The following is a 13,295-nucleotide window of genomic DNA, read 5'->3' on the forward strand; positions in this document are numbered from 1 at the left end:
GGAGCAGGTTAAGGCTCTCCGTAAAGGCCAATCAGGCGGCGCACCACGCCATTGGTCCAGCCGAACCCATCCTGTAGCGGATACTCGCCCCCGCCGCCTTCGCGGGGCGTACCGCCGGAAATATGGTATTTCTCGATCAGTTTATGGTGCTCCTGATAAAAATGGTTTACTGTTTTTAACCAGTTATGGGCGATTTCATCGCCCAGCATATCGTCGCCATACCGTTTGAAGCCCTGAATCGCCATCCATTGCAGCGGTGCCCAGCCGTTCGGTTTATCCCACTGTTCGCCGGTTTCGTATTCGGTCGCCATAATCCCGCCGGGCGTTAACAGACGGCTGCGTACCACATTTGCCAGACGGTCGGCCTGCTCGTGGTTCGCCATACCGACATACAGCGGCACGATACTGGCGGCGGAAAAGAGCGCCATTTCTTCGCGTCGCCAGTCATAGTCCCGATAACAGCCGTTTTCATCATCCCACAGATAATGGTTTACGGCGGCGCGTCGATCGCTGGCTTTCTGGCGAAATAGCGCCTCGGTGTCACGTTCGCCTTTCAGCGCTGAAATATTGGCGATAGCGCTCTCCAGTTTATACAGAAAAGCGTTCAAATCGATAGGGATAAACTGGGTCGTACGTATGCTGGCAAGCCGGCCCGCATCGCGTAGCCAGCGTGAAGAATAGTCCCAGCCGGACGCCGCCCCGGCGCGCAAATCCCGGTAGACTTCATTGGGCGGACGACCGGAATGTTTTGCGGTTTCGACATCTTCCAGCCAGGACTCGTCGCGCGGCGTGTCGCGATCGTCCCAGTAGCGGTTCAGCAGGGAACCGTCCGGCATCCGCACAACGTGGCGATAAGCCTGGTTGAGCGCCAGCGATTCGGCGCCATCCATCCAGAAGGCGTATTCCATTTTGAGATGGTCGAGATAACGCCGCGCGCCGCGCACGCCATCTTCTTCGAACAGTTCAACCATCAGGGCGAAAACCGGCGGCTGCGAGCGGCTCAGATAATAGGTCCGGTTGCCGTTGGGAATATGGCCATAGTTTTCAATCATCCAGGCGAAATTATCCGCCATACATTTAAGTAAGTCTTCGCGCCCGCTTTCCGCCAGACCCAGCATGGTAAAATAAGAGTCCCAATAATAGGTTTCGCTAAAACGGCCTCCCGGCACGATATAGGATTGCGGCAGCGCCAGCAGCGAAGACCACGGAATATGATCCTGCGGTTCGCGCGTCAGTATCGGCCAAAGCTGGTCAATATGTTCTTTGAGCGAGTTTTCGGGGTTAGAGACATACTCGCTGGATAAGGTTTCCGGTAGCCAGAAATGGTTCTCGACGAAGCGGCGTAAATCAAAATCACGGTGGCGTCTGACCTTACGGTAGCGGATCAAGATATCAAGCGGGTCCATCTTCGGCGCGCAGTCCGGGAACGTTTTACTGTCTGGAAACAGTTTTGTTGACTGTACATGCTCGAACAGTTCGAGATACCGATCGGCAGGGGGCAGGGCGTCAGAGGCGGGAAGCCCCTCGATCATCTCCGGCTCCGGTTCCGCCTCGATCATTTCATCCAGCTTTAACTCGCACGGGTCTGTTTCATAAAGCAGATCGACATCAATAGTCAGATCTTCAGAAGGCGTGGGGTTTAATTTCTGGTTGAGCATAATGACAAGGACCTCCGGCTTGCGTCGTAAAAGATACGGGTGTTGCCCGGCTGTCTATTAAGCGTAGACATTCGCTTCGATACCTGAGTGGCAAAGTGTGCGGTAGATCACATTTTGCAATTTACCTCTCAAGAAAAACAATTTATAACTTACTGAATAGTATTGCGAAAACCCTATTTTCATGACGCCCGCCCCAGACCTAAAATCAGAACATTCGTTTCATAGCGGTATCACTACGTCACCGCATGGCGTGGATTCACAAGCAAAGGTAACGTAAATAGTTATAATACAAGCTATGGCACCATGATAATACAAATGGATACAAATGATCGAGCAACCCGACAGTAAAAGCGCCAAACCGCTTTATAAGCAGCTTGAAGCCGCCTTAAAAGAGGCCATTGCGCGTGGAGAGTATAAACCAGGCCAGCAGATCCCGACGGAAAATGAACTGAGCGCGCGCTGGCAGGTGAGCAGGGTCACGGTCCGTAAGGCGTTGGATGCGCTGACGCGTGAAAATTTGCTGACCCGTGTCTCCGGCAAAGGCACCTTTGTCTCTGGTGAGAAATTTCAGCGTAGCATGACCGGCATCATGAGTTTCAGCGAGTTATGCCAGTCCCAGGGACGTCGCCCGGGGTCACGCACCATCAAATCCGTTTTTGAATCGGTAGACGATGAGACAAAAGCGTTACTGAATATGAACGATGGCGAAAAAGCGGTCGTCATTGAACGTATCCGCTATGCCGACGATGTGGCGGTATCGCTGGAAACCGTACATCTTCCCCCACGTTTTGCGTTTTTGCTGGACGAAGATCTTAATAATCACTCTTTGTATGAATGCTTACGCGAGAAATACCATTTATGGTTTACCCACTCCCGTAAGATGATCGAACTGGTTTATGCCAGCTTTGAAGTCGCCCATTATCTTGGCGTCAACGAGGGTTATCCGCTGATCCTGATAAAAAGTGAAATGATTGATAACAAAGGAGAACTCTCCTGCGTTTCGCAACAGTTGATTGTCGGCGATAAAATACGGTTTACCGTATGATGTCAGCATTACGCTAACGAAGAGCAGGCTGAATCGGGATCCAGATCGCGGATCCCGATTTTTTTTGCTTTCCATCTTGATCAAATGTCTTTAAATGTCATATAAAAATAATAATACATTATGAGTCATTTATGGCGAATCCTCGCCTGTATCATTGATGGAACCAGAGGAAAGCATGATGGGTATGAAAGAGACAGTTAGCAATATTGTGACCAGCCAGGCAGAGAAAGGAGGCGTTAAACACGTCTATTACGTGGCGTGCGGCGGTTCTTATGCGGCGTTCTATCCGGCGAAAGTATTTTTAGAAAAAGAAGCGAAAGCGTTGACTGTCGGCCTGTATAACAGCGGAGAATTTATTAACAACCCGCCGGTAGCGCTGGGAGAAAATGCCGTTGTGGTTGTCGCCTCCCACAAAGGTAATACGCCAGAGACAATCAAAGCGGCTGAAATCGCCCGTCAGCACGGCGCGCCGGTCATTGGTTTAACCTGGATAATGGATTCACCGTTGGTGGCGCATTGCGACTATGTGGAAACGTACACGTTTGGCGACGGTAAAGATATTGCCGGAGAGAAAACGATGAAAGGCCTGCTGAGTGCGGTCGAACTGCTCCAGCAGACGGAAGGGTATGCGCACTACGACGATTTTCAGGATGGCGTCAGCAAAATCAACCGTATCGTCTGGCGCGCTTGCGAGCAGGTTGCGGAACGCGCGCAGGCGTTCGCGCAGGAATATAAAGACGATAAAGTCATTTATACCGTCGCCAGCGGCGCGGGCTATGGCGCAGCCTACCTACAGAGCATCTGCATCTTTATGGAAATGCAATGGATACATTCCGCCTGTATTCATAGCGGTGAGTTTTTCCACGGGCCGTTTGAAATTACCGATGCGAATACGCCTTTCTTCTTCCAGTTTTCCGAGGGCAATACGCGGGCGGTGGATGAACGCGCGTTAAACTTCCTGAAAAAATATGGCCGCCGTATTGAAGTTGTCGATGCGAAAGAACTGGGGCTATCGACCATTAAAACCACGGTTATTGATTACTTTAACCACTCTCTCTTTAATAACGTTTATCCCGTTTACAATCGGGCGTTAGCTGAGGCGCGCCAGCATCCGTTAACGACACGCCGCTATATGTGGAAAGTGGAATATTAATTACATCAGGATGGATAAAAAAGCAGGGACGCTTTTTATTGTAAAGACAAACAAGGAATAATGATGAGCATCAGCGTATTGGGTATTGGCGACAACGTTGTCGATAAATACCTGCATTCCGGCATCATGTACCCCGGCGGTAATGCATTAAATTTTGCTGTCTATGCGAAATTAGCAGGCATCCCCAGCGCGTTTATGGGGGCGTTTGGCAATGACGACGCCGCGCAGCACGTACAGAATGTATTACACCAGCTACAGATAGACATCTCTCACAGCCGCCATTATACCGGCGAAAATGGGTATGCCTGTATCCGTCTCACGCATGGCGATCGGCAATTTGTCGCCAGCAACAAAAACGGCGTATTGCGGGAACATCCTTTTAGCCTGTCTGACGGCGATCTTCGCTATATATCACAATTTACCTTAGTCCATTCCAGTATTAACGGCCACCTGGAATCGGAACTGGAGAAAATTAAACAACAAACCGTCTTACTCTCTTTTGATTTTTCCGGGCGCGGTACAGACGACTATTTTGAAAAGGTATGCCCGTGGGTAGATTATGGATTTGTCTCCTGTAGCGGGTTATCGCCAGATGAAATCAAAATAAAACTCAATAAACTTTATCGTTATGGCTGTCGGCATATTATTGCCACCTGCGGGCATGAAAAAGTTTATTATTTTTCCGGCGCGGATTATCTGGAGTGGCAACCTGCTTATATCGAACCTGTCGATACGCTGGGCGCAGGCGACGCCTTCTTAACCGGTTTTTTGCTTTCCATTTTGCAATCGGGTATGGCGGAACCCGATAAAGAAAGCGTGTTACGCGCCATGCGGCAGGGCGGGAAATCGGCGGCGCAGGTGTTATCTCATTACGGCGCATTTGGTTTTGGTAAACCGTTTGCACAATAGGTTACGTCCCTCAATGTAAAGCGACACTCACTCCAGATAACCCAGGAGGAAGTATGTTTTGGACGGAATTATGTTTTATCCTTGTGGCCCTGATGATAGGCGCCAGGATCGGCGGCGTATTTTTAGGGATGGTCGGCGGGTTAGGCGTCGGCGTGATGGTTTTTATTTTTGGCTTGACGCCTTCTACGCCACCGATTGATGTTATTCTGATTATTCTTTCTGTTGTCCTGGCGGCCGCTTCTTTACAGGCCTCCGGCGGGCTGGATTTACTGGTCAAACTGGCGGAAAAAATTCTGCGTCGCCACCCTCGTTACATTACGTTATTAGCGCCGTTTATCTGTTATCTCTTCACTTTTATGTCAGGAACGGGGCATGTCGTTTATACCTTGTTACCGGTTATTTCTGAAGTCGCACGGGATTCTGGTATTCGACCGGAACGTCCTTTATCTATTTCCGTTATCGCATCGCAACAGGCGATCACCGCCAGTCCTATATCTGCCGCCATGGCGGCGATGATTGGTTTAATGGCGCCGTTGGGCGTCTCTATTTCAACCATTATGATGATTTGCGTGCCCGCCACGTTAATCGGCGTAGCGATGGGGGCAATAGCGACCTTTAATAAAGGAAAAGAGTTAAAAGACGATCCGGAATATCAACGTCGGCTTGCTGAAGGGTTAATTAAACCTGCGCAGAAAGAAAGTAAAAATACGGTGGTCACTTCGCGCGCCAAATTGTCGGTGGCGTTATTTCTGACCAGCGCGATCGTTATCGTTCTGTTAGGACTGATTCCGGCGCTGCGGCCCATGGTGGAAACAGCGAAAGGGCTACAACCGCTTTCGATGTCCGCCGCTATCCAGATTACGATGCTCTCTTTTGCCTGCCTGATTGTGTTGTTATGTCGGCCGCAGGTCGATCAGATTATCAGCGGTACGGTATTTCGGGCGGGCGCGCTGGCGATTGTCTGCGCCTTCGGCCTGGCCTGGATGAGTGAGACGTTCGTGAATGGTCATATCGCGTTGATTAAGGCAGAAGTGCAAACTCTATTGCAACAGCATACCTGGCTTATCGCCATTATGATGTTTTTCGTGTCCGCTATGGTCAGCAGCCAGGCGGCAACGACGTTAATTCTGTTGCCGCTGGGGCTGGCGTTAGGGTTGCCCGCTTATGCATTAATCGGCTCCTGGCCTGCCGTTAACGGCTATTTCTTTATTCCGGTGGCGGGGCAGTGTCTGGCGGCGCTGGCGTTTGACGATACCGGTACGACGCGTATCGGCAAATATGTGCTTAACCATAGTTTTATGCGTCCGGGATTAGTTAACGTGATTGTCTCGGTCATTGTCGGGCTGTTAATAGGAAAAATGGTTCTGGCCTGATTGTTATTCATGTTTTTATAGCACACGTCACTTATTATTTTTAATTCAGAGGAAGAAAATGAAAATCAGAGTTTTCATGGCCGCCGTGTTGCTGCTCATCAGCCATTGTGTATTTAGCACAACGTCACTACCGCATATTGTTATTCTCGCGACAGGCGGCACTATCGCTGGGACGGCAGCCAATAATACACAAACCGCCGGATATAAATCCGGTGAACTTGGCGTGCAAACATTAATAAACGCCGTGCCGGAAATGAATAATATCGCTCGCGTTGACGGCGAACAGGTGGCGAATATTGGTAGCGAAAATATGACCAGCGATATTATCCTGAAACTTTCACAGAAGGTGAATGCGTTATTGGCGCGGGATGATGTTGACGGTGTGGTCATTACTCATGGCACTGACACGCTCGATGAAACCGCCTACTTTCTTAATTTGACCGTGAAAAGCGACAAACCGGTGGTGTTTACCGCTGCAATGCGGCCCGCGTCGGCAATCAGCGCCGATGGCGCAATGAACCTGCTGGAAGCGGTCACGGTGGCTGCTGACCCGAATGCGAAGGGACGCGGTGTGATGGTGGTTTTAAACGATCGTATTGGTTCGGCGCGCTTTGTGACGAAAACTAATGCCACGACTCTGGATACCTTTAAAGCGCCGGAAGAGGGCTATCTGGGGGTCATCGTTAATGGTCAGCCACAGTTCGAAACGCGGGTGGAAAAAATTCATACTCTGCGCTCTGTTTTTGACGTACGTAATATCAAAAAATTACCCAATGTGGTGATTATTTACGGCTATCAGGACGATCCGGAATATATGTATGATGCGGCGATCGCCCATCACGCGGACGGTATTATTTATGCCGGAACCGGCGCAGGTTCGGTCTCGGTACGTAGCGACGCGGGGATTAAAAAAGCGGAGAAAGCCGGGATTATCGTGGTGCGCGCTTCCCGCACCGGAAACGGCGTAGTACCGTTGGATAAAGGACAGCCTGGACTGGTGTCTGACTCGCTCAACCCGGCGAAGGCGCGAGTGTTGCTGATGACGGCATTAACTCAGACGCGTAATCCGGAACTGATCCAGAGTTATTTCAGTACGTATTAATCATGAAGGCCTGTGCGCCCACCCTCGAAGATGGGCGCACAAGATATTAACGCATGGTCACAAACTCTTCCGATGCGGTCGGGTGAATAGCGACGGTATTATCGAAGTCTTTCTTGGTAGCGCCCATCTTCAGCGCCACTGCGAAGCCCTGCAACATTTCATCCATGCCGAAGCCGATACCGTGGATACCCACAATTTTTTCTTCCGGCCCGACGCAGACCAACTTCATACGGCACGGCTGGCGGTGCGTCGTCACCGCGGTATACATAGCGGTAAACGATGATTTATAGACTTTCACCTGCTCGTCGCCGTACTGCTCGCGCGCCTGCGGCTCGCTTAACCCGACAGTGCCGATAGGCGGATGGCTAAAGACCACGGTCGGGATGTTGCTGTAGTCCAGATGCTCGTCCGGCTTGTTGTTAAACAGGCGTTCGGAGAGACGGCGACCGGCGGCGACGGCGACTGGCGTTAGTTCTACCGCGCCAGTATTGTCGCCAACGGCGTAAATGCCTTCAACGTTGGTATTCTGGAATTTATCGACAATGATGTAACCTTTTTCATTGGTTTTCACGCCCGCTGCCGCCAGATTAATATTGTCGGTCGACGGTTCGCGACCAATGGCCCAGATCAGGCAATCAACGGTTTCACTACGGCCATCTTCCAGTTCCAAAGTCAGACTGCCGTCGGCGTTTTTCACCACCGCTTTCGGCACGGCGTGAGTATGCAGTTGCGGGCCTTCGGCGTTCATCACCTCAACCAGCGTTTCGCTAATCATCGGGTCAAAACTGCGCAGCGGCGCATGTTTCCGGACAAACAGATGCGTTTTCGCCCCCAGCGCGTTGATAACGCCAGCCAGTTCAACGGCGATATAACCTGCGCCTACCACCGCGACGCGTTCCGGCAAGGCAGACAGCGCAAAGAAACCGTCGGAATCAATGCCGTATTCCACGCCTGGAATCTCAGGATGGCTCGGACGGCCGCCGGTAGCGATCAAAATATGGTCGGCGGTGATGGTTTCGCCGTTCACTTCAATGGTTTTGGCATCGACAAAGCGGGCAAAGCCTTTAATCACATCCACGTTATTTTTGCCCAGCACGTTGTCGTATGAAGTATGGATGCGGTCAATATACGCGGTACGGCTGGCAATCAGCTTGCTCCAGTCGAACTGATTAATCGTGGTGTCAAAACCGTAGTCCGGGCCATACAGATGAATCGCTTCACGAATCTGCGCGGCATGCCACATCACTTTCTTCGGCACGCAGCCCACGTTAACACAGGTACCGCCCAGCTCTTTGGCTTCGATGAGCGCGCATTTCTGGCCGTACATAGCGGCGCGGTTAATCGAGGCGATACCGCCGCTGCCGCCGCCGATAGCGATGTAATCATAGTGTTTGGTCATGACCGCTCCTTTATGTTCGTTGTCGGACGGATAGATTCTGCGCTACCCGCCAAAATATTCGCGATTGTATACCTGAAGGTGAAAGGTTCCACCGATGGCTGTGATTACTCCGGCACGATCCAGCTTACCGAAGTGTGTCCGTGACCGTTTGGCGCCAACCTGCTGTGCAGCCACGGTAGCACGTTGTTCATCTGCTGCTCCAGTTTCCACGGCGGGTTAACCACGATCATACCGGACGCCGTCATCCCGCGCTGATCGCTGTCCGGGCGGATCGCCAGCTCAATTTGCAGGATTTTACGGATGCCGGTGGCCTCCAGATCATGAATCATGCGCTTAATTTGCTGGCGGAGCACCACCGGATACCATAGCGCGTATGTCCCGGTGGCGAAACGTTTATAACCCTCGCTGATGCCGCTGACTACCGCCTGGTAGTCGGTTTTCATTTCATAAGGCGGGTCAATGAGGATCAGACCGCGGCGGGAAACCGGCGGTAATTTGGCTTTCAGTTGCTGATAGCCGTCAGCGCGTTCCACGCGGGCGCGGTTGTCTTTTTGAAACTCCGCGCGCAACAGTGGGAAGTCGCTGGGATGCAATTCCGTGAGTTGCAGACTGTCCTGCTCACGCAGCAACTGGCGGGCGATTAACGGGGAGCCCGGATAGTAGCGTAACTGCCCGCTGCGGTTGAAATGTTTTACGACGCTAATATACGGTTCCAGTTCGGCGGGCAGATCGTCCTGCTGCCAGATACGGGCGATGCCTTCCAGATACTCTCCGGTACGTTCAGCATGTTCGCTGCCCAATTGATAACGCCCCGCGCCCGCGTGCGTGTCCAGATAGAGAAACGGTTTTTCTTTCTCTTTTAGCGACTCGATGATCAGGCTCTGAACGGTATGTTTAAGGACGTCGGCGTGGTTGCCAGCGTGAAAGCTGTGACGATAACTGAGCATGGATGCAGATATTCCGGGAAGTAAACAAGTTAGCCGATAGTTTACCGCAGATCCGTAGAGATTACCCCAGTACCGCCATGTTGTTTCGCGCGTTGTGAAAGTATTGCAAGACGTGTTCGTATCATCAAACCGTCAACTGCGCAGGCCAGCATCGCCTGTGGGCAAGGTAGTGGTTTTGACCTGGCGTTATTTTTAATGAAAGGAACCATAATGAAACTACACATTACTGTACTGGCGTCATCTCTGGCGCTGGCGATGCCGGCACTGGCGAAAGATATTCCCCTGTCCCAGGCGGAGTCGATAGCGAAAAGCGTGACGCCCGACTCGGCGAGCGTCGCCTTTAATGACCTTGAGGCTCAATGGCTGACACAGTTGCGTAAGGCATTACAAGGCGATACCGCCGCGTTGACTCGCGACGCCCTGGCTCAGATGCGACAGAATTCCATCCAGGCGGATAATGCCTGGTTACAGGCTAGCGGTTATGATTTTCATACTACTGAGAATCAACAGATGGGAATTACCCTACTTTCCGCCTTCAATACATTGCCGGAAGCAGTATTGAAAGACAATCTGGCGACGGTGACGGCGATTAATCACGATGCCGATGTTAATACCCGTCACCAGGCGCTGGCGGATGCGGAAAGCGTGGAGTATCTCTATTTCCTGAGCGACGCAATGGGGCCGCGGCTGGGGCGGGCATTTCTCGCCGCTTATGATAAAGGTGAGTTGGGCAAAGCGGCGGCGTTGATTAAAGCCTCGGAAGTCAGCACCGGCGCGGCGAAAAAATATTTTCATTACCCGCGTCCTTTCCAGGTGCCGGGTAATACTATCCATCTGACGCCGGATGATGTGGTGGTAAAAGATGGTCATCCTTATACCGCGGGTGGCGGTGCTTTCCCCAGCGGACACACGAATACCGGTTATACGGATGCGCTGTTAATGGCGGAAATGATCCCGGAACGCTTTGATGCGCTGGTGATTCGTGGCGCGCGTTATGGCTATTCTCGCCTGGTCCTTGGCGTACACTATCCGCTGGATGTGATGGGCGCGCGGATGGTCGCGCAGCGTAATGTCGCGCATTATCTTAACGATCCGTATTACCGTACGTTATTCAACGAAGCTCGCGCTCAACTGCGCGAGGCGCTGGTGAAAGAGTGCGGTACGACGATTGTCGAATGCGCGGCATCGACTGGAAAAGACGATCCGTACCGCGATCCGGCCATGCATACTTTCTACCGCTTCACCATGACTTATAACCTGCCGCAACAGAAAGGCGAGCATCAGCCGTTGAAAATACCAAAAGGCGCCGATGTTCTGCTACAGACAGCGCTGCCGAACCTGTCGCCAGCGCAGCGTCAGGCGTTAATGGAAGAGACGGCGTTACCGGCAGGATATCCGTTGTCGGGCGAGACCGAGGATCAACAGTTCTGGCAGCGTCTGGATCTGTCCGCTGCTTACGAGATGGCGAGAAAAACGCGCTGACGTTGTCACCCGGCTTATAAAACGTAAGCCGGGATGATGTTAAAGGGGCGGCTTATTGCAGCGATACCCACGTCTGTACGCTGTCCATCATTGAAATTCCCCTTACTATCCCCCATTCTAGATCTCATCGCGAGAGCGCCAAAAGCGCGCTCCACTCACCTTCTTCTACAGGACTGCGCATATGACCAATCCATTACTAACGTCTTTTTCACTGCCGCCTTTTTCTGCAATTAAACCGGAGCATGTGGTGCCTGCGGTCACCAAAGCGTTGGCCGATTGCCGGGCGGCGGTAGAAGGCGTTGTGGCGCATGGCGCGCCGTATAGCTGGGAAAACCTCTGCCAGCCGTTGGCGGAAGCCGACGATGTTCTGGGGCGTATTTTCTCGCCAATTAGCCACTTAAACTCGGTGAAAAATAGTCCGGAGCTGCGTGAAGCCTACGAACAGACGCTGCCGCTGCTGTCGGAATACAGCACCTGGGTTGGCCAGCATGAAGGACTGTACAACGCGTACCGCGACCTGCGCGACGGCGATCATTACGCCACGCTGAATACCGCGCAGAAGAAAGCGGTTGATAACGCGCTGCGTGATTTTGAACTGTCCGGCATTGGTCTGCCGAAAGAGAAACAGCAGCGTTACGGCGAAATCGCCACTCGCCTGTCTGAGCTGGGCAACCAGTACAGCAATAATGTGCTCGATGCCACCATGGGCTGGACGAAGCTCATCACCGACGAAGCCGAGCTGGCGGGAATGCCGGAAAGCGCTCTGGCGGCAGCGAAGGCCCAGGCGGAAGCCAAAGAGCAGGAAGGTTACCTGCTGACTCTGGATATCCCGAGCTATCTGCCGGTCATGACCTACTGCGACAACCAGGCGTTGCGCGAAGAGATGTATCGCGCCTATTCCACTCGCGCCTCCGACCAGGGGCCGAACGCCGGTAAGTGGGATAACAGCCCGGTGATGGAAGAAATTCTTGCGCTGCGCCATGAACTGGCGCAACTGCTGGGCTTCGAAAATTATGCCCATGAATCGCTGGCCACCAAAATGGCGGAAAATCCGCAGCAGGTGCTCGATTTCTTAACCGATCTGGCGAAACGCGCCCGTCCGCAGGGGGAAAAAGAGCTGGCCCAGCTGCGCGCCTTCGCCAAAGCCGAATTTGGCGTTGAGGAACTGCAATCGTGGGATATCGCGTACTACAGTGAAAAGCAAAAACAGCACCTGTACAGCATCAGCGATGAGCAGCTACGTCCGTACTTCCCGGAAAACAAAGCCGTGAATGGCCTGTTTGAAGTGGTGAAACGTATTTACGGCATCACTGCCAAAGAGCGTACTGACGTTGATGTCTGGCACCCGGAAGTGCGTTTCTTTGAACTGTATGACGAAAATAACGAGCTGCGCGGCAGCTTCTACCTTGACCTGTACGCGCGCGAACACAAACGCGGCGGGGCGTGGATGGACGACTGTGTCGGCCAGATGCGTAAAGCGGACGGCACATTGCAAAAGCCGGTCGCTTATCTGACCTGTAATTTCAACCGTCCGGTGAACGGTAAACCCGCTCTGTTTACCCATGACGAAGTGATCACCCTGTTCCACGAGTTTGGTCATGGCCTGCATCATATGCTGACCCGCATTGAGACCGCCGGGGTCTCCGGCATCAGCGGGGTGCCGTGGGACGCGGTCGAACTGCCAAGTCAGTTTATGGAAAACTGGTGCTGGGAGCCGGAAGCGCTGGCGTTTATTTCCGGCCACTATGAAACCGGCGAGCCGTTGCCGAAGGAACTGCTGGATAAAATGCTGGCGGCGAAAAACTATCAGGCGGCGCTGTTTATTCTGCGTCAGCTGGAGTTCGGTCTGTTTGATTTCCGTCTGCATGCGGAATTTAATCCGCAGCAAGGAGCGAAAATTCTTGAGACGCTCTTTGAAATCAAAAAACAGGTCGCCGTGGTGCCGTCACCGACATGGGGCCGTTTCCCACATGCGTTCAGCCATATCTTTGCTGGCGGCTATGCGGCAGGCTACTACAGCTATCTGTGGGCCGACGTACTGGCGGCGGACGCTTATTCCCGCTTTGAGGAGGAAGGCATTTTCAACCGTGAGACCGGTCAGTCGTTCCTTGATAACATCCTGACTCGCGGTGGTTCTGAAGAGCCGATGGAACTCTTTAAACGCTTCCGTGGCCGTGAACCACAACTGGACGCGATGCTGGAGCATTACGGGATTAAAGGCTGATTT

10 protein-coding genes are annotated in these 13,295 nt (G+C 52.5%); 7 read left to right on the top strand and 3 right to left on the bottom strand.

The features are described 5' to 3' along the window. Positions 1-8: 8 nt before the first annotated feature. Positions 9-1,658, bottom strand: coding sequence for an alpha,alpha-trehalase (locus tag ACFK9X_RS01230; protein WP_151115300.1), 1,650 nt, complete (start codon positions 1,656-1,658; stop codon positions 9-11). Positions 1,659-1,983: 325 nt separating this feature from the next. Here ACFK9X_RS01230 and ACFK9X_RS01235 point away from each other — a divergent pair, with 325 nt between their 5' ends. From ACFK9X_RS01235 to fraE, 5 genes are all read left to right on the top strand, one after another. Then, positions 1,984-2,703, top strand: coding sequence for a GntR family transcriptional regulator (locus ACFK9X_RS01235; protein ID WP_000572566.1), 720 nt, complete (start codon positions 1,984-1,986; stop codon positions 2,701-2,703). Positions 2,704-2,878: 175 nt separating this feature from the next. After that, positions 2,879-3,856 carry a 6-phosphofructose-aspartate deglycase gene (fraB, locus tag ACFK9X_RS01240; protein ID WP_077906583.1) on the top strand — a complete coding sequence of 326 codons (978 nt, stop codon included), beginning with the start codon at positions 2,879-2,881 and terminating at the stop codon, positions 3,854-3,856. Positions 3,857-3,919: 63 nt separating this feature from the next. Beyond that, complete coding sequence (fraD, locus tag ACFK9X_RS01245; protein WP_151117882.1) at positions 3,920-4,765, top strand: fructose-aspartate kinase; 846 nt, start codon at positions 3,920-3,922, stop codon at positions 4,763-4,765. A gap of 53 nt (positions 4,766-4,818) precedes the next feature. After that, positions 4,819-6,138 (top strand): anaerobic C4-dicarboxylate transporter family protein, encoded by a 1,320-nt coding sequence (locus ACFK9X_RS01250; RefSeq protein ID WP_151115302.1) that lies wholly within the window; start codon positions 4,819-4,821, stop codon positions 6,136-6,138. Between the two features lie 58 nt (positions 6,139-6,196). Next, positions 6,197-7,240 carry a fructose-asparagine asparaginase gene (gene fraE / locus ACFK9X_RS01255; RefSeq protein WP_000702747.1) on the top strand — a complete coding sequence of 348 codons (1,044 nt, stop codon included), beginning with the start codon at positions 6,197-6,199 and terminating at the stop codon, positions 7,238-7,240. Between the two features lie 46 nt (positions 7,241-7,286). Here the strand turns inward: fraE and gorA are convergent, their stop codons facing one another. Together gorA and ACFK9X_RS01265 are read right to left on the bottom strand one after the other, a co-directional pair. Beyond that, positions 7,287-8,639 (bottom strand): glutathione-disulfide reductase, encoded by a 1,353-nt coding sequence (gorA, locus tag ACFK9X_RS01260; RefSeq protein WP_000160773.1) that lies wholly within the window; start codon positions 8,637-8,639, stop codon positions 7,287-7,289. Positions 8,640-8,743: 104 nt separating this feature from the next. Then, positions 8,744-9,586, bottom strand: coding sequence for a 23S rRNA (adenine(2030)-N(6))-methyltransferase RlmJ (locus tag ACFK9X_RS01265; protein ID WP_000954233.1), 843 nt, complete (start codon positions 9,584-9,586; stop codon positions 8,744-8,746). A gap of 210 nt (positions 9,587-9,796) precedes the next feature. Here ACFK9X_RS01265 and ACFK9X_RS01270 point away from each other — a divergent pair, with 210 nt between their 5' ends. Both ACFK9X_RS01270 and prlC read left to right on the top strand, forming a co-directional pair. Continuing rightward, positions 9,797-11,068 (top strand): phosphatase PAP2 family protein, encoded by a 1,272-nt coding sequence (locus tag ACFK9X_RS01270; RefSeq protein ID WP_151115304.1) that lies wholly within the window; start codon positions 9,797-9,799, stop codon positions 11,066-11,068. 181 nt (positions 11,069-11,249) lie between these two features. Then, the gene (prlC, locus tag ACFK9X_RS01275) at positions 11,250-13,292 is read left to right on the top strand and encodes an oligopeptidase A (protein WP_000184180.1); all 2,043 of its coding nucleotides are present in this window, start codon (positions 11,250-11,252) and stop codon (positions 13,290-13,292) included. Positions 13,293-13,295 lie beyond the last annotated feature (3 nt).

This window comes from Salmonella sp. WC3 (genome assembly GCF_042932255.1).
Classification (GTDB): Bacteria; Pseudomonadota; Gammaproteobacteria; order Enterobacterales; family Enterobacteriaceae; genus Salmonella; species Salmonella enterica.

What these genes read in the sequence shown, in the direction of transcription:
- ACFK9X_RS01230 (WP_151115300.1), bottom strand. Translation starts at nt 1,658, where the DNA reads ATGCTCAACCAGAAATTAAACCCCACGCCTTCTGAAGATCTGACTATT.
- ACFK9X_RS01250 (WP_151115302.1), top strand. Translation starts at nt 4,819, where the DNA reads ATGTTTTGGACGGAATTATGTTTTATCCTTGTGGCCCTGATGATAGGC.
- ACFK9X_RS01270 (WP_151115304.1), top strand. Translation starts at nt 9,797, where the DNA reads ATGAAACTACACATTACTGTACTGGCGTCATCTCTGGCGCTGGCGATG.
- fraD (WP_151117882.1), top strand. Translation starts at nt 3,920, where the DNA reads ATGAGCATCAGCGTATTGGGTATTGGCGACAACGTTGTCGATAAATAC.
- fraB (WP_077906583.1), top strand. Translation starts at nt 2,879, where the DNA reads ATGATGGGTATGAAAGAGACAGTTAGCAATATTGTGACCAGCCAGGCA.
- gorA (WP_000160773.1), bottom strand. Translation starts at nt 8,639, where the DNA reads ATGACCAAACACTATGATTACATCGCTATCGGCGGCGGCAGCGGCGGT.
- prlC (WP_000184180.1), top strand. Translation starts at nt 11,250, where the DNA reads ATGACCAATCCATTACTAACGTCTTTTTCACTGCCGCCTTTTTCTGCA.
- fraE (WP_000702747.1), top strand. Translation starts at nt 6,197, where the DNA reads ATGAAAATCAGAGTTTTCATGGCCGCCGTGTTGCTGCTCATCAGCCAT.
- ACFK9X_RS01265 (WP_000954233.1), bottom strand. Translation starts at nt 9,586, where the DNA reads ATGCTCAGTTATCGTCACAGCTTTCACGCTGGCAACCACGCCGACGTC.
- ACFK9X_RS01235 (WP_000572566.1), top strand. Translation starts at nt 1,984, where the DNA reads ATGATCGAGCAACCCGACAGTAAAAGCGCCAAACCGCTTTATAAGCAG.